Source organism: Lentzea sp. NPDC059081 (assembly GCF_042738015.1).
Taxonomy (GTDB): domain Bacteria; phylum Actinomycetota; class Actinomycetes; order Mycobacteriales; family Pseudonocardiaceae; genus Lentzea.
This window is the reverse complement of sequence record NZ_JBHYGW010000001.1, coordinates 630,203-646,640: the sequence shown is the minus strand read 5'-3', so window position 1 is coordinate 646,640 and position 16,438 is coordinate 630,203. Positions and strand designations below refer to the sequence as shown.

General features: G+C 70.0%; 10 protein-coding genes. 6 read left to right on the top strand and 4 right to left on the bottom strand.

From position 1 onward, the window contains the following. Positions 1–54: 54 nt before the first annotated feature. Positions 55–2,718, top strand: coding sequence for a LuxR C-terminal-related transcriptional regulator (locus ACFWV3_RS02970; RefSeq protein ID WP_382407561.1), 2,664 nt, complete (start codon positions 55–57; stop codon positions 2,716–2,718). Positions 2,719–2,921: 203 nt separating this feature from the next. Here the strand turns inward: ACFWV3_RS02970 and ACFWV3_RS02965 are convergent, their stop codons facing one another. After that, positions 2,922–3,443, bottom strand: coding sequence for a hypothetical protein (locus ACFWV3_RS02965; RefSeq protein ID WP_382407559.1), 522 nt, complete (start codon positions 3,441–3,443; stop codon positions 2,922–2,924). Positions 3,444–3,638: 195 nt separating this feature from the next. After that, complete coding sequence (locus tag ACFWV3_RS02960; protein ID WP_382407557.1) at positions 3,639–4,415, bottom strand: hypothetical protein; 777 nt, start codon at positions 4,413–4,415, stop codon at positions 3,639–3,641. Between the two features lie 449 nt (positions 4,416–4,864). Here ACFWV3_RS02960 and ACFWV3_RS02955 point away from each other — a divergent pair, with 449 nt between their 5' ends. After that, complete coding sequence (locus ACFWV3_RS02955) at positions 4,865–5,485, top strand: response regulator transcription factor (protein WP_382407555.1); 621 nt, start codon at positions 4,865–4,867, stop codon at positions 5,483–5,485. Between the two features lie 293 nt (positions 5,486–5,778). On the opposite strand, the gene ACFWV3_RS02950 is transcribed toward ACFWV3_RS02955, so the two are convergent. Next, entirely contained in the window at positions 5,779–8,466 is a 2,688-nt protein-coding gene (locus ACFWV3_RS02950; protein ID WP_382407553.1) for an AAA family ATPase, read from the bottom strand. Between the two features lie 461 nt (positions 8,467–8,927). Between ACFWV3_RS02950 and ACFWV3_RS02945 the strand changes: the two genes are divergently transcribed. The 3 genes from ACFWV3_RS02945 (at position 8,928) to ACFWV3_RS02935 (ending at position 12,582) form a co-directional block, all read left to right on the top strand. Beyond that, positions 8,928–11,150: a right-handed parallel beta-helix repeat-containing protein gene (locus ACFWV3_RS02945; protein WP_382407551.1), complete on the top strand. Its 2,223-nt coding sequence runs from the start codon at positions 8,928–8,930 to the stop codon at positions 11,148–11,150. Positions 11,151–11,527: 377 nt separating this feature from the next. Further along, entirely contained in the window at positions 11,528–11,995 is a 468-nt protein-coding gene (locus tag ACFWV3_RS02940; protein ID WP_382407549.1) for a sigma-70 family RNA polymerase sigma factor, read from the top strand. A 44-nt stretch (positions 11,996–12,039) separates the two neighbouring features. Continuing rightward, positions 12,040–12,582: a LuxR C-terminal-related transcriptional regulator gene (locus ACFWV3_RS02935; protein ID WP_382407547.1), complete on the top strand. Its 543-nt coding sequence runs from the start codon at positions 12,040–12,042 to the stop codon at positions 12,580–12,582. Positions 12,583–12,680: 98 nt separating this feature from the next. Here the strand turns inward: ACFWV3_RS02935 and ACFWV3_RS02930 are convergent, their stop codons facing one another. Further along, complete coding sequence (locus ACFWV3_RS02930) at positions 12,681–14,201, bottom strand: nuclear transport factor 2 family protein (protein WP_382407545.1); 1,521 nt, start codon at positions 14,199–14,201, stop codon at positions 12,681–12,683. Between the two features lie 242 nt (positions 14,202–14,443). On the opposite strand from ACFWV3_RS02930, the gene ACFWV3_RS02925 reads away from it, so the two are divergent. Further along, on the top strand, positions 14,444–16,189 hold the full coding sequence (locus ACFWV3_RS02925) for a hypothetical protein (protein WP_382407543.1): 1,746 nt from the start codon (positions 14,444–14,446) through the stop codon (positions 16,187–16,189). Positions 16,190–16,438: the final 249 nt, after the last annotated feature.

Below are 16,438 nucleotides of genomic sequence, written 5' to 3'. Positions count from 1 at the left end.
CGGTTCCGCCATGTGATTTGATGACGGTCTGCGGCGGACAGGAGGCCACGAGCGATGCTCCAGCGCCTGGAACTGGTCGGACGCTCGGCTCAGCTCGACGCGTTGCGGTGGGACGGCCACAGCCCGGCGTTGCGGGTGGTGCGCGGCGCGAGCGGCAGCGGAAGATCCGCGGTGCTGGGGCAGCTCGCGAGGAACCTCGCCGAGTCGGGCACCGTCGTCCTGCAGGTCCGGTGCGACGACGACAGCAGGCCGGTGTGGGACGCGTACCGGATCACGACGGTGATGGACGCCGTGCGGTCGAACCTGGACGCGTTCGGCAACGACGCGACGATCATCGACTCCCTCGACTCGCTCAGGAGGGTGTGCACCCCTGGGGCCTACGCCTCGTCGTGGCGGCGCCACGTGATGTTGAGCTCGCTCAGTTCGTTGTTCGCGCTGATCCGCCGCCGGGGCGCCGTGGCGCTCCTCGTGGACGACGCGGACCGCATGGACCACCCGGTGATCGGACTCGCGCCGGTCGTCGGTGCCGGGCACCTCGTCGTCGCCTCGTGCGCGGACTCCGGCTCGGTGTCCGCCGCGGACCTGTGCTCGCGCGTCGACCAGGTGGTCGACCTCCCCCCGATGAGCGACGACGAGATCGAGGCGGTGCTGGGCCAGGCCGCAGGCGCGCCGGCGGACCTCTCCGTGCGTCGGCGGCTGCGCGACGCCCTGGGGTCGCTGTGCGGCAATCCCGGCACGGTGGTGGCCGTGCTCGGCGACCTGCGCCGCCGCCGCCGTCTCGTCCAGGTGCGCGGTCAGCTGGTCCTGCGAGATCTCCTGGAGCCCGTGGCCCTGCCGGCCGAGCACGAGTTGTGCAACCTGGTCGAGCTGTTCGCGGAGGCGGGCAGGGACCTCGTGCTGCTGGCCGCGGCGGAGGTCGGTTTCTGCCTCGACGACCTGCCGGCGATCGCGGAGTGCACCGGGCGCAGCGTCGTCGCGTACGGGCACGCGATGGACGTCCTCGTCCTGGCGGGCGCGCTCAGCTGTGATCCCGCCGGACTGGTGACGTGCCCCGTGCCGGCACTCGTCGCGGCCGTGGCGGAGAAGACGGGGGCGGACCACATTCTCCTCCTGCACCGGTCGATGGCGGAGCAGTTGCTGGAGGACGAGTGGCGGACCCCGCACTGGAGCCGCGCGGTCGCCGGCCACGTCGCCGCGGCGGGAAGGGCGATGCGCGCCCGTCCCGACCTGGTACCGCTATTGCTGGAGGAAGCGGCCAGGAACGCGGCGACGGAGCACGCCCGTCTCGCGATCCGCCGTGCGGCGTGGTGGCACGCGGGTCGCGGACCGGCCGAGGTCCGGTTGCGGCAGGAGATCTGCGGGTCGCTCGTGCGGGTGGGCGACCACCGGCAGCTGGCCGCGTTCGTGGACGAGGTGGTGGCGGAAGGCGGTTCCTTCGAGCAGGACGAGGCGGTGGAGCTCATGCGCCTCGCCGCTCTCGCACACGTCCACACAGGACAATCGGTTCCCACGCGGTTGCGCACCGCGCTGGTGGAGACCGGTGCCGCGCCGGCTTCCCTCGCCTTCGCCGACAGGTGGTTCGCCGGCCACGACGCCGACCCCGTCGACGTCGCGTTGAGCTTCGCCCCGGCAGGCGACCGCGACAGCGGGGGGATCGCACCGCAGACCACCTGGACCGCGAACGCCTCCACCGCCGACGACATGCGCGCGGCCTGTGCCCAGAGGGACCTGGTGCCTGCTCTCCGCGCCGCGCTCGGCGGTGAGTACGCGGTGCCCGGCGAAGGGCCCGTCGCGCTGTACCACCGCGTGCTGAACGGCTACGACCGAGGTGACTGGGAGAGGGCGCTCAGCGCCGCCCGGCAGCTGGAGCTCGTCGAGTCCGGCGCGGATTCCGTGATGATGTGCGGTGCCCGGCTGCTCGCCGCCGAGATGTGCGGCTGGAAGGGAGCGGACCGGCAGGCACGGAGCTGGGTGGAGGCGGTACCGCAGGACGGCACCCGTCCGTTGTTCCGCGCCTGGGTCCGCGTCGGGTTGCTCGACCACACGGGCGACGACGAGGAGGCCTGGCAGGTGGGGTGGTCGGCGTACGAACGCTGGGCGGGTGACGAGGCGGCCACCGAGGTGGACGCGGCGCGGCTGCTGCGACGGTTGGCGACCCTGTCGGTCGGCACCGGCGGCACCCGAGAGGGGCGCGACGTCCTGGCAGAAGCCGCCAGGAGGTACACCGCACACAGGTCGACCGAGCTCCTGACGGCACTGCACTTCATCCGCGGTCTGCTGGAGAGGTCGGTACCTTCGGCGCAGGCCGCGGAACAGATGATTCGCGGGCGTGGGAGCCGGGTCGAACTCGCGCTGGCCTGCCAGGTGATGGCGCGCGCGACCGGGGAACCGCGCCCCTGGCTGGACGAGGCGTACGAGATCGCCGAGCTGATCGGTGCGACGAGGCTCTCGGCCATGACCAGGAGAGTGATGGGCGACAACGGAATGGTCGTGCCGGCGCGGCGAGCCAGCCGCTCGCACCTCTCCGACACGGAGCTGCAGATGGTGGACCTGGTCCGTGCGGGGCGCACCAACCGCCAGATCGCCAGTGAGCTGCGGATCAGCGTGAAGACCGTCGAGAAGCACCTCACGAAGCTCTTCGCCAAGGCCGGGTGCCGCACCCGCTACGGCCTGGTCGCGTCGAGCCTCGCCGGGGGACCGGGGTTCGGCGAGCAGTGACGCGACCTTTCGCCTGTTTCCCACCGGTTCCGCGGCGAACTCCCGCTGCGGCGCCGGCCGTGCCCGCGCCGTGCCGGCCGTGCCCGCGCCGTGCCGGCCGTGCCCGCGCCGTGCCGGCCGTACGTTCCGAGCTCCACTCGTCGATGAAGTGGTTCTGCGCCAACCGCATAGGGCCGGAGACGCGTCACCGGTCCGCGGTCGCTTCAGCGGGCGCCCCACGCCGCCGCACTGGGCATCACCACTTCGCGGAGCGAGCGGAGCCAGTCCTCGGTCTCGGCAGCGCGTTGCCGCGTCCGGGCGGAGGAACCGGCCGCGTACGGCACGATCGCGGCGAGGACGTCGCCGATCAACCTGGACCAGGCGTGGAAGTCTTCCGGTGCGGTCAGGACGACCACACTGTCGTGTTCGGGCAACGTGCGGCGTACTCGCTCCGCGGCCTCGATCCCCTCCAGCAGGCAGTCCGGAGCGAGGAGCGCGATCTCCCAGTCGGGTGACTCGGCGGGGACGTTGGCGCGCACGATGGCCATGATCCGTTCGTCGAGGATGGCCGCACCGGGGAACAGCCTGCCGCTGTCCACCGTGTGCCCTTCGACCCAGGAACACGACCTGAGTCCGTACTCGGCCAGCTGGACGTAGCCGGTGGCGTACGACCTCAGGCAGGTGATCTCCTCGCTCGGCATCACGCCGACCAAGGTTCCGTCCGCGCAGGTGTCCCACACACTCATGGCTGGCCCTCGATGTCCGGCGCGGGCCGCGCTGTTCGACTGCTCGCGGGTTTGGTCACCCTCGCAGGGTCACGTGCCAGCGGCGTCGCCGACAGCTCGGCACGAGATTCACGTCCTTTGTATCGAGAAGACTTCCCGAACGTTCACCCGCTCGCGGGATCCTGAACGGTTTCGGCGAATGCGAACCAGTAGTTGCTAGGCGGAGAACACGCCGACCACCTCACGCGGACGCACGCCCGAGTGCTGGAGCAGCCCGTCGAGCCGGGCACGCAGCAAAGCGCTGAAAGGATTCGGCTGACCGGAGCGGGCCAACACCGCCAGCGCACGTGAGTGGAGTCGCCGGACCTCTTCGTTGTACAGCTCCACGGCGGCGGGCGCGGTCAAGACGTCTCGCAGTGTGGCTTTGGCGACAACGTCCCAGGTCGCGTCGTGCCGCAGCTGCCGCACGTGGCCGCGCCGGCGTTCGTCCATGAGCGAGCAGGCGTGAGCGACCAGCAGCGGTGGGATCTCGCTCGGTCCGCCGGAGTTCGCGGCGGCCTGGTCCACCAGAAGTCCGTAGAGGCAGCCGAACGCGTACCACTCCGCAGTGTCCGCCACACCGCAGGTCCGTGCCGCCATGAGTGCGTCGCGCGCGTACGCGGTGTTCCTGTTGCTCGCTCCCGGTTTCAGCACCTGCTCGACGTCGTCGTGTCCGAGCGGGTGCGGCTCCGGGAACGCGGCGGCCTGTTCCAGGTCGTCCGCCCACGCCTGACGGAGGGGCTCCGTTATCCGGAGGGTCCGGAGATGGCGCAGCGGCAGTTCCGTCGAGGCGCGGTTCGACTGCGCCTCGATTCCGGCCCACCACAGGGAGGACATCACCGACACCGGCATCGCGGCCTGCGGTGAGCCGCCTGCCGCGCCGGCGACGACGACCGCGAACAGGCGCGCGAAGACGAGCGGTGGTTCGGTCTGCCTGCTCAGCGAATCACTCAACAGGACAAGCCTTGTCCCTGCGGGGAGATGTGCAACGCTGCGGAGATCGGTGCCGGCGCACTGCACGGCGATGCGCAACGTTCTCGCGTGGCTTCCGAGCCGTGGCCGGCTGCGGCTCTCGGTGATGGGCACGGTGCACCCCGACGGCTCGACTGGGGACAGGAGGTTGACGCGCTGATCGCGGCGTGCGGTAGCGGTCGCACAGCACAGCACGGGACCGGCCCGCGGGTGAAGGTGAGAGCGGGTTCTCGTCCCCTTGGACCACGACGTGATGGCGGTTCGGCCATCGGGTGGCCCGGCTGGACGTCCGTGAGTGGTTCTCCTCGTTGTCGGTGCCGGAACTTCTCCCGTCCGGTTGTGCGGGTTCCACGGCCCTACCGTCTGGGCGAACACGGGGTGAGGCCGCCCATCAGGTGGCCGAATTCGGTCCGGTGGCTCAGGAGGCTGCGGTGGAGAAGGTCGGCGTTGTCGTTCAGGCATCGGAGGAGCTGATGCGGATCGGGATCGAGGGTGCACTGGAGACGCACTCCGGCCTCGTCGTCCTCCCCGCTGCCGAACGCGAGTCAGCCCAGGTCGTCGTCCTCGCCGTCGACAAGCTGCGGCCTTCGTTCATCGCCAGGCTGAGGCAGGAGTCAGCGCTGTACCGCACGGCGGTCCTCGTGGTCGACGAGCTCAGCGACAAGGACCTCCTCACGATCGTCGAGTGCAAGGTGGTCGCCGTCATGCAGCGGACCACGGTGACGGTCGAACGCCTGGTGCACGCCGTGCTGACCGCTGCGGCGGGAGGCGCCGTCATGCCACCCACCATGCTCGCCGATCTCATGGCACAGGTGCAGCGACTGCACCACGAGTTCACCAACATCAACGGCACGGACCGCTTCGGTTTGGCGCCAAGGGAGATCGACGTCCTCCGGCTGGTGGCCAACGGCAACGACACGGCCGAGGTCGCGGCGGCGCTGGGATACTCCGAGCGGACCATCAAGGGCGTGATCTCGGCCCTGATAGGCAGGCTGCAGCTCAGGAACCGGTCGCACGCCGTCGCCTACGCGATGAGAGCGGGACTCATCTGATCGGCGAGATGTGCTCCCAGCTGAGGGAAGTTCCCCGATTCCGCGAGCTTGCCGCTGCGCGGAGTGAGGAACGGAGCTCCTGCGCCGGCCGGCACGTCGGGTGAACGGGAACTGGTGTTCGTACCGGTGACCGGGCTGGACACGCACTTCGGTGTCGGCCTGGTCGGTGGGTCGCCGGTCGGTCCCAGGTCGGGGGTACAGGGTCGGGACCTCGCGGTGACGGGCGCGTTCCGTTGTCGCCCTGCCGTCCGGCCTGCTCGGCGACATCCGCGACGGACGCCGGCTTGCCGGTGTCACACGCTCGGCGGCTCGTAGGTGCCGTTGACCATGGCGGTGGCGAGTTCGATGCGGGAGCGGTAGCCGGTGCGGGTGAAGAGCCTGCTGAGCCTGCCTTCGATGCTCTTCTCGCTGGTGCGCAACGCCATGGCGAGCTGTTTGTTGCTCAGGCCGCCGGAGGCGAGGTTGGCGAGGAGCTGTTCGTTCTCCGCGACCACCTCCTGCCGTCCGGGGATGGTGATGCCGCGGGAGCGCATCGCCATGCGGAGGATCGCGCGGATCTGCAGGCCGTTGAGCTCGCCCATGATGTCGTAGGCCTCGACCAGCAGCTCGGGTGGAGCGACGCCGCGCAGGACCAGCCGGGAGAAGACCGATGCCTGCTCGAAGGGTTGCAGGCGCTCGCGCGCCGCCTGGACGCACTGGTTCGCCGCGGAGGCGTCCTTGTGCACCAGGGCCTTCGCCAGCAGCGCGTACATCTTGGCGCGTTCGGTCGGCATCGCGGCGGTCACCTGCTCCAGGGCGGACAAGCCGCGTTCCGCCGCCTGCCGGTCACCGGCTTCGAGAGCGAGATCGACCAGCTCCTGCCGGCAGAGGTCGAGGCCGACCAGCAGGCCGCGGCTCGTGGCCTGCTCCAGCGCGTCGTTCAGGAGGGCCGTCGCCTGCTCGTCGTCCCCGAGCACCCTGGCGAACAGGCCCTCGGCGATGGTCAGCAGGTGGCCCAGCGACGGGGACGCGCTCTTCGCCCTGGTGAGCAGCTCGCGCGCACTGGTGACACGCCCCTGTGCCGCCAAGAGCCCGACGGCGACCATGACCATGGCGGTGTGCGCGGAGTCGTAGCGGTCACCGGTGGCCGCCACCGCCCTGCGGGTGAGGTCGACGGCCTTGTCCGCCTCACCCCGGTAGACCGCGAGCATCGCCCGTGAGGGCAGCGGCAGGAGGTTCTCACCCACCTGCAGCCTCTCGTGGGCGAGCAGCTTCTCGGCCGCGGACAGTTCACCCACCACCAGGGCGGCCATCAGCCGCCAGTTGAGCTCGTCCAGCCCGCCGTCCGCGCGGCCGTCGGTCTGCCACAGGTGACGCAGTGCCTTCTCCAGCGAGAGCTTCCCCGAGTTCCCGCTCCACAGCGCGGCCAGCGTGCAGACGGTCTGTCCGAGAGCCGCCGACACGGTGTTGCCGTCTCGCCAGACGTAATCCTCGCCGGTGAGCAGGTCCGCGACGTCCGGCCACCGGCCCAGGGCCGCGTACGCCACCGCCCTGGTGACGACGGTGTGCTCGGGTCCCTGGCACCAGCTGCGCCGCAGTTCGGCGATGTCCAGCACACCGGCCACGTCACCCGTGCCGTGCATGGCCTGCACGACGACGATCTGGGCCTGTTGCGCGGCTTCGGGGGACAGGAGGTCGCTGTGGTCGTCGAGCAGGGAGAGCGAGCTTTGCAGGCTTTGCGGGTAGTCACCCGCCTGGTGGCAGACCGACATGTACCTGAAGAGGACCCTGGCGCGGCTCGGCCGGTCGGCGGCGAGCTTCACGGCGGCGGCCAGCCAGCGGCGTGCGGCGTCGAGGTGGGGTGTGTCGCCGGCGTGGTGGAGGAGGTCCTCGAGCGCGTGCCGGCGGTCGACGAGGTTGCCGGCATTGGTGATGTTGTCGGGCAGGTAGTGGGGGTCGGAGGTGCGGGCGGTGCCGCTCCAGAGGGCGTTGACGGCGGTGGCGGCGAGGTGGCGTTGTTCGAAGGGGCCGAGCGTGGCGGTGATGGTGGTGGCGGTGACGGGGGTGGTGAAGCGCCAGGTGGTGTTGTGCTTGCCGCGGTGCAGGGTGCCGGTGTGGACGAGCTCGTCGAGCAGGTCGTGGGCTATGGCGGTGGTGGTGTCGAGCGTGCGGGCGATGAGCCGGGGCAGTGCGGGTCCGAGCGGGTGGAGCACGGCGGCGGCCTTGGCCGCGCTCCAGACGAGGGGGTCCCGTCCGCGGATGTGCCGGAGGAGCTGGTCGCTGGTGAGGGGGGTGGTCGGGGGTGCGAGTCCCACGAGGTAGGCAGACCGGTCGACGATCCTGACGTTCTCCTTGCGGCACACCACTTCGATCGCATCGCGAACGGCGGCCGGAACGCCCCTGCCGAGCCGCTGGACCTCGTCGACCAGAGCGGGCTCGGGCGTGGCCTGCAGCGTCGTGAAGATCTGCTGGAAGACCTGCCGGCGGGACAACCGCGGCAGGCGGACGGTGTCGACCAATCCAGCTCGGCGCAGATCGTGCAGGACGGTGAGCAGCTCCGGCCTCGCGGCGTCGGACAGCGTCCGCACGGCGCACACGCAGCGCACGGAGGTGCCCGCGAGCCGCTGCGCGAGAGCGGCGAGTGCCGCGAGCGAGTCGAGGTCGATCCACTGCGCGTCGTCGATGAGCAGCACCACCTCGCCGCCCAGACGCAGCAGTGCCGCAGCCGTCGCAATGGCCGCCCGGTCGGCGATCTCCCTGTTGTGCCACGCACCCGCGATCGGTCCGATCGCGGACCAGTTGGGCACCGTCCCGGCAAGAGCCGACTGCTGGGCCGGCGTGCCGGCGGCGTAGGAGTGCGTCGGCATGGCGGCGCCACCTTCGGTGAAACGCATCGAGAAAACGGCGCCGCCTGCCCCAGTGGTCTTCTCCGCTGTTTCAGCGAGTTTCGTCGTGCGGCCGATGCCCGCCGGTCCGGTCAGGATTGTCAACGTGTTGTGCATTGCCACGGAACTTTCCGGCACGTCAGACCTCCACTGCTGTGCATCCGGAAGGGGCGCGTGATCGGTGATGTCCGAGGGCTCCGGAGCGAGCGAATCCCAATATAGCGTCCCGCGAAGCGGGCAGTCCCGCGCTTTCGTGAGGGTTGTCCCTCCGGTGCGCGCCTCCTCCCGGTTCGGCAACGGTCACAGCCGGGACGGCGCCCTACTGTGGTCGAGGTGTCCCACCTGCGTGTTCCGGGCTGTGAGCGCGGGTGCTCGGGGGAGTGAAGCGGAGGAGCGGGAACGTGAGTCGGAACATGCTCGTGGTCTCGCCGACACCTGGACGCGGATATCGCACGATCGGTGACGCGGTGGCCGATGCGGCCGAGGGATCGCTCATTGTTGTCGCTCCGGGTGAGTACAACGAAAATGTCGTTCTGACAAAACCTGTTTCCATCACGGCCGAAGACGGACTGGGTTCGGTGCGGTTGACCGCCTTTTCCGGCATCGCGGTGTCGTTGTTCTCCGAGTCGGTGTCGTTGTCCGGTCTCGTCGTGTCGACCGCGGACTCGGAGGCCCCCGCCGTGCTCGCGGTCGGCGGCCAGCTGGGAATCACGGAATGCACTTTGCAGGCGTCGAGCTGGGCCACCGTCTTCGCCCGTGACCAGGGAAGCGTGGTCATGCGGGACTGCGAGGTCCGCAACGCCGCGGGCGCGGGCATCGTCGTCACGTCCGCGCAGGAGAACGTGGTGGACGGGTGCCTTCTCGTGGACCTCGGCACGTCCGGTGTGGTGGTGGCCGACGGCGGCAGGCTGCGCATGCGCGCGTGCGAGGTGAAGACCGCGGACGGCAACGGGATCTGCTTGAACGGCCGGGGCCGGCTGACCGTCGAGGACTCCGCGGTGTCCGGTACGAACAAGCCCGCCGTCGCGGTGGAGCAGGAAGCGACCCTGGCGGCGACGCGGCTGGCGGTCACCGACGCCGCCGCGATCGGCTTCTACCTGGCGAGCAGCGGCGAGGTGGTGCTGGAGGAGTGCCGGGTCGAGCGCGCGGGAGCGGAAGGCGTGTTCGTCGCCGAGGGCTGTGCTCCGCTGGTGAGGGGGTGCATCGTGCGCGAGGTGCGCGGACGCGGACTCTACTTCGGCGGCCGCGCCGGTGGAACGGTCTCGGGCTGCGACGTGTCCGATGTGGACGGTGTGGGAGTCGCGGTCAGCGCGCGGAGCACCACCGAGTTCGACCGCGTGAACGTGTCGGGTTGCACGTCGTCCGGTGTCCTGGTGGACGGCGGCGCCGACCCGCTGCTGCGCCGCCTGAGGGTGTCCGGCTGCGGCGGCAGTGGAGTTTCGGTGGCTGGCGGTGCCCGCGGCACGCTGAAGAGCTCCGAGGTGGAGGGCGGGGAGGCCGGTCTGTCGGTCAGCGAGTCCGCCAGGTTCGTCGCCACGGGCCTGAGCGTGCGCAGGACGGCGGGTGCCGGCATCAGCGTTCTCGGTGCGGCACTGGCACTGGCGGACAGCGCGATCGAGCACGTGGGAGGTGACGGCGTTCTGGTCGGCGGGGTGGCGGACGTCTCGCTGCAACGCTGCCGGGTGCTGCACAGCGCCGGCTACGGCACCGTTTTCTCCGAAGGCGCCTCCGGCTCGGTCCTCGACTCCGAGTTCTCCGGTGGCGCCTCGGACGGCATCAGGCTGGACACCGCCGAGGCCGTGAAGGTTCGCGGGTGCACGGTCCGGGACAACCGGGGCAGTGGGGTGCGCCAGACCAAACCAGGCTCCGCCATCGAGGTGGTCGACGTGATCACCAGCGGAAATCTTGTGCCCGACAGCTACGGCACCGCCGCGGTCGCCGACGCCCCCGCCACTCCGGCCGGACCGGACGGCACGCGGCAGCGCGCCAAGTCGGCCAAGGACCCGTTCGAGGAGCTGCAGGCCCTCGTCGGGCTGGCAGGGGTGAAGAACGACGTCAACTCCCTGATCAACCTGAACAAGATGGCCAAGCGCAGGAAGGACGCCGGGTTGTCGGCACCGCCGATGGCACGGCACCTCGTGTTCGCCGGTGCTCCCGGAACCGGCAAGACGACGGTGGCTCGTCTCTACGGGCGCATCCTCGCCGACCTGGGAGTGCTGAAGAAGGGGCACCTGGTCGAGGTGGCGCGGGCCGACCTGGTGGCCCAGATCATCGGTGGCACGGCGATCAAGACCACAGAGGCCTTCACGACCGCGATGGGCGGGGTGCTCTTCATCGACGAGGCTTACACCCTCAGCCAGGGTGGAGGCGGATCGGGGCCGGACTTCGGCAGGGAGGCGATCGACACGCTGGTGAAGCTGATGGAGGACCACCGGGACGAGATCGTCGTGATCGCCGCGGGCTACTCCGATGAGATGGAGCAGTTCCTGTCGGCCAACCCCGGTATGGAGTCCCGGTTCAGCCGTACCATCGAGTTCGCCAACTACACGGCCGATGAGCTCGTGACCATCGTGCGGTCCCAGTGCGTGCGGCACGACTACCGGCTCGACGACGAAGCTGCGGCAGCCCTGCTGGAGTACTTCGAGAAGATTCCGAAGGACGGCACGTTCGGCAACGGGCGCACCGCGCGCAGGGTGTTCGAGCGCATGGCCGACCAGCAGGCGTCTCGGTTGGCCTTGAGTGACGTCTCCGATGCGGCCGAGCTGTCGCTGCTCACGTTGCAGGACGCGGTGATGATGTAGTAGCGCTCGCGGAGGGCGGCGCTCAGGCGGGTGAAGAGACTTGCGCAGCGGTCAGGTGCCCGACGCTCACGCGCGTCGGGCACCTGACCTGTCGGCGGACCCGCTGACGTCTGGCCAGCCGGTCCGAGGCGGAGGTCGGGAGCTCCGGTCGCCAACGTGTCCAGGATGGACACACTCCACGGGGAAACGCCATGCGCGGATCCCATGGCGGTCCAGAAAGACTTTGAGGACAACGCTTTTGGGCAAACCGGTGGCGGACTGGCGGGTGTTCTCCCGCCGTGCGCCGGGTGCCGTGGACTTGTCGGCCTGATGGCGGTGATGACGTGGTTCTCTTTGCGGGTAACGATTCTGATCCGTGGCCCGGCAGGTGGTCGACGATGCAGCAGGACAGCGTGCGAGATGAGCTCATCAGGTCGTTGTTCGCCACTTACGGACAACGCCTGCGGTGTTTCGTGGCGGGGCGGACGAAGGACTGGTCCGCTGCGGAAGACGTCGTCCAGGAGGTCATGGTGCGTGCGTGGCGGCACGCCGACACCCTGGACGCCCGCGGTTGCCTTTGGGCGTGGCTCACGACCGTGACGCGCAACATCCTGATAGACCAGGCGCGAACGCGGAAGGTGAAGCTCTGGGAGGCGTGCGAGGAGGACGAGGCGCGGTACGACTCGCAGGTTCCCGACCACGCCGACAGCCTCGTCGACCACGTCGTGCTCAGCGAGCTCGTAGACATGCTGGAACCTGATCTGCGGGCGGTCGTGCGGGAGGTCTACTTCGCCGACCGCACGACGGCCGATGGTGACGAAGTGCCCTCGCAGCGGGGCCGGTGCGGCACGTCCGCGCTTTCATGAGGGCGTAGATCGCGACGGGCAGGCGGAGGTCGGCAGTGCTGCGGATGGTCACCGGAGTCCCTGATGGTTGCGGCGAGCACGCGTACTCCGTGCTGATCATGACCGGAGACCACGAACTCCGCGCCTCGATCAGGGATCTGCTCGTGTCGACCGGTGTGCACTCGGTCAGCTTCGGTGCAGATCTGCCCGGCCGGCCGGTGCGGCACGACCTGGTGCTGGTGGACGTGAAGCTGTCGACCGCTGTGGAACTGATCGGCGGGCTGCGCGCGGAAGGGACGCAGGCGATCATCGCGCTCGTGGAGAACGAGGCGGACGTCCGTGAAGCCGTTGTGGCAGGAGCGGATTCCTGGTTGACCAAGCCGGGGTGCCATACGCCGCTCGCCGTCCGCTCACCGCTGCTGAGCTCCGCGGAGATCCGCGTCCTCGAGCTGGTTGCGGAAGGCCAGTCGAACCCGGAGATCAGTGTGAGCACGGGCCTGCCGCAGAAGGTCGTGGGGGACCACCTCCGGCGGCTCGGCAGGAAGCTGGGCAAGCGGCGCCGGCCCGCGATGGTGCTGGCCGCGTTGCGCGCCGGGATCATCACGTGACGCCTGCGGTTCGGTGCCGCTGAGACCGGATCGTGAACAGGATCAGCGGCTGGACGCAGGTTTCCCGAGCCGTCCCGTGCTTGTCGTGGCCGGCCGCGTCATGTTCGTGGTCGGCCGGGCCGGATCTGCCGTGCGACGTCGGTTGGATCCCACTCGGCGTCGGCGCGTGCGATCTCGCCCGTGGTGCTGAAGTAGAACCTCTCGGTTCCGGTGAACGTCGCGTTCGTGCCCAGATAGGACACCGCGTCCACCGTCCACCGCACGTCGGCGACACCGCGGTCGATCGAGTCGATGACGTAGGTGTGCCGGATCTCGCTGAACGCCTCGAAGGTCGAACCGATGAAGAGCCGGAGTTTCTGGGCGCCGACGTGGGGACGGGTGCCGCGCACGTCGAAGAGCGTTCCGGACACCGGGGCGAACAACGCGACCCAGGCGGACGGCTCCCGCTCGGCTATCGCGCGGAAGTAGCGGCTGATCCCCTGGCGGACCGCGGCGTCGGGGCAGTCGGAAAGTCCAGGACGGGAAGCCGGCAGGCGGATTCCGGCCGCGGCTTCGCTGGAGCTGGACAAGGTGCCCGACGTGGCACCGTGCTCGAGGCTCGCGAACAGCGCCACGTCGTGCCGGGCCTGGTCGAGGTCGGGGACGACAGGTCTGGTCGCGCGTTCGGCGAGCTTGCGCACCTCCTGCCCCAGCGTGCCCCTGGTGTCGGTGCCGAGCATGTCGAGCACCAGGAGGTAGTGGTGGCACAGGAAGGTCTGCGCCCTCTTGGCGAGCTCGGACACGGACCGGAGGTAGGCGTACCGGTCGAGGTCGCGGTCCGGCTGGTCCAGCAGGTCGAACAGCACGGCCTGGTCCCGGGAGCCGCCGGAGAGGAGCGTGGTGAGTTCCGCTGGAAGCCTCATCATCCGCCTGGCCGCGGTCGAGTGTGCTGCCGTGCCGTCGCGGAGGCGGACCCGGAGCGGGTGGAAGTCCGCGGGCACCATGAGCTCGAGCAGGTCGTTCGTGTCGATCGCCAGCCGGACCGCACCGGCCGCGGAGGTGACGTGTGCCGCTGCCGCCCGCCAGTCCGCCGTCCCGACGCACTCGGCGGCCTCCGCGCCTTCGCTCAACGCGATGTGCAGCCAGCACTCCGTGATCTGGTGCACGGAACGGAACATCGCGTCCTCCGGGCCCTGCCACGGGAAGTCCCGCAGGGCGTGCACCTCGTCCGGACGCACGAGAACGTGGTCTTCCGGCCCCGGCCAGGTGAGTCCGTCGAGGAGTTCGTCGAGGGTTCGCTGGTGGCGCGCCGGCAAGCGCCGCAGGATGCGCCTCGCCTCCGCGGACAGGGGAGTCCCCCCGGAGACCGGTCTGGAAGGGTGCGCGTCCGCTCGGCCCGCGGCGACGTACCTCAAGCCGGCCGCCGCGCCGCGGACCACCTCGTCCAGTCTGCGGGGTGTGTCGGCAGCCGGCCTGCGGTCGTCGAGGATCTGCTCGGTCAGGCGGAGGTGGAGCTCGACGGCCTGAAACCCGCACACGAACCGGATCAGGTCCACCCCCGCCGACAGGTCGGGCCAGGTGCGACTGAGTTCGGGCAGGCGGATGTAGGCCTCGTACGGGGTGGCGGGTACCTCGGCCATGTCGACGCTCCCGAATCAGCTCGGCACCGGTTTGCGCACTCTCCGCATGTCAAGCCCTGTTTTCGCGGTCCCAGGCCTGCCCCGCGGCCATGAGTAGGGCTTTCCCTTGCGAGCCGGGGACGACGACGTCGGACGAATTGGTGGCGTGACCTGTTTTGCCGCCCGTGAGGGAAGTTCCCCGGTCCCAGGTGGCGGTCACCGCGGGAGTCCGCGATGCCGGCCGTGTCTGCTGCACTGGCGGAGTGGAAGCCGAGCGCGCGAGTGCCGAGTTCGTCAAGCGAATGGAGTCCGACGCGCGGTTCGGCGAGCGGTGCGTGATCGAGACGGCCGAGGGCGAGGTGCTCGCCGGCACCCTGGGCGGTTCGATGGTTCTCACGCCCTTGCCGGGAGATCAACTGGTGACGACGCTCAGCCTCTCCCGCGGTGTCGTCACCACGGGTGCGTTCGGTCGCCTGGAAGGACACCTGCACGACGACGAACAACGGCTCGACTTGGTTCTCGGCGACCGGCCTTTCTCGACCTTCACACTGGCACGCAACAACATCACGGTCGCGAGTGCGATGGAGCTGCGGTACGGCGTCGGTGGGGCCGGAGTGTCCGCGGCGGGACTGCAGGTGCAGAAGGACGCAAGCCGGGTGCGGGTGCGTGTGAGCACGGGCCTCGGCACTTCCGCGTTCGGTGCGTCCTACGACCACGTGTGCGGGGTGGTCAGGGTACCGATCGGGGAAAGCCGTTCGATCGTCGGCCGCGTGGGTGAGGACCGGACGACCATCCGTCTCGCTGACGAGGTGGTGGGAACCGTCGGCCCCGGTGGCCGGATGGTCGTGTCGCCGATGATCGGCCGCACGTCGATCTTGCTGGAGGATGACCGGGTTCTGGTGCGGGACGGAGAAGTGCTGCTCGCCCTCCACGAAGATCACGTGGAACTGCGCTGTGGACACGGCGTGGTGCGCGCGAACCGCGACTGCTGGGAGTTGGTCCGCGGTGGGAAGACGGTGCGGTGGAGGCGACCGACGGACGAGGTGGCGGTGGTTCTCTGCGAGCACGGTGAGCTCGTCGTCGACAAGGACACGGCGATCGCGTGTGAGACGTGCGGTGCCGCACTTCCGGCCATGCGTGAAGAGTCCGGCGCCGGAGTGCTCGACCTGGGTTTCTGCGAGGTCTACTGGACGCCGGCAACGACGACCCTGTCGATCGGTGAGCACGAGATCGCTGTCACCGGCACCCGGCACGCCGCCGACGGTGCCTCACCTGCCACGGGCGTGCTGGTCCGCGCGGGCTGCCGGGAGGTGCGGGTGGAGCCGGGCCGGATCACGGCCGGCAACGCCGCCGAGCAGTGGCAGGTCACCGCGCAGGGCGAGGTCTGCGTCGGTACCAGCGTGATCACCAGGGAGGCCGAGGCGGACGGCGGGCCCGCACTGGTGTTCCGGGCACTCGGGCGGGGACCGGGTCGATGGCTCGTGTCGGCGCGCGGCGACAGCGCGCTCATCGACGACGGCAGAGGACTGCGAGCCGAGGTGGACCGCGCGACGGGCGCCACGTTCAGCACGACGTCGTACGCAAGCACCGTCGTGTCGGCTCGTCCGACGGGAGCCGTCGTCGTGACGGCGACCGGCGAGGAGGGCACCGCCGTGCTGCACCTGGACGACGCGTTGACGGCCCGTTTGCGGTTCGGTGCGGCACGGCTCACGATCGAACCGGAAATGGCTCTGGACAGGGACTTCTGCGCGGTGGTCGAGGACGAGGCGTCCGACTTCGCGATGATCGCACTGGACTCGGGTGCTCGTGGGCTGTCCTGGACCACTGTTCACCTCGGCTCCTCCATTGGTCATTCGATCAGCGCCAGGGGAACGCTGACGGTGCACAACTCGCCGAGCCGCGCGGTGATCTCGGCGACGACCGGCAGCCTGCGCGTCGTTCCACCGGACTCCGGTGCGGTGACGTGGGCCGTGCGGGAACCACGCGTCGGTCAGGGCGTCACCGGTTGAGCACCGTCGCATGTTCCCGAGGGAAATCCAGCAATCTCGTGTGCGCACCCGTCGCCGCGCCCTGGAGGCATGCCGGTGCTGCCAGCCTCCCTGGCAGGGAGCGACACCTCTGATGAGTCGCTGACCAAGCCGACAGGAAGGCGGGCGATGTCGTTGCCGACCAGGTCCAGTTCCCGGCAGACCACCGCGGCCCCCGAGCTCTCCGCCTCCGCACACGGTCGTGCGCTGGTCCTGCACCCTCCTCACGGC

Bases quoted from the DNA above. Each gene is read 5' to 3' on its own strand.
- ACFWV3_RS02935 (WP_382407547.1), top strand. From the start codon at position 12,040: ATGGTCACCGGAGTCCCTGATGGTTGCGGCGAGCACGCGTACTCCGTG.
- ACFWV3_RS02940 (WP_382407549.1), top strand. From the start codon at position 11,528: ATGCAGCAGGACAGCGTGCGAGATGAGCTCATCAGGTCGTTGTTCGCC.
- ACFWV3_RS02930 (WP_382407545.1), bottom strand. From the start codon at position 14,201: ATGGCCGAGGTACCCGCCACCCCGTACGAGGCCTACATCCGCCTGCCC.
- ACFWV3_RS02950 (WP_382407553.1), bottom strand. From the start codon at position 8,466: ATGCACAACACGTTGACAATCCTGACCGGACCGGCGGGCATCGGCCGC.
- ACFWV3_RS02965 (WP_382407559.1), bottom strand. From the start codon at position 3,443: ATGAGTGTGTGGGACACCTGCGCGGACGGAACCTTGGTCGGCGTGATG.
- ACFWV3_RS02970 (WP_382407561.1), top strand. From the start codon at position 55: ATGCTCCAGCGCCTGGAACTGGTCGGACGCTCGGCTCAGCTCGACGCG.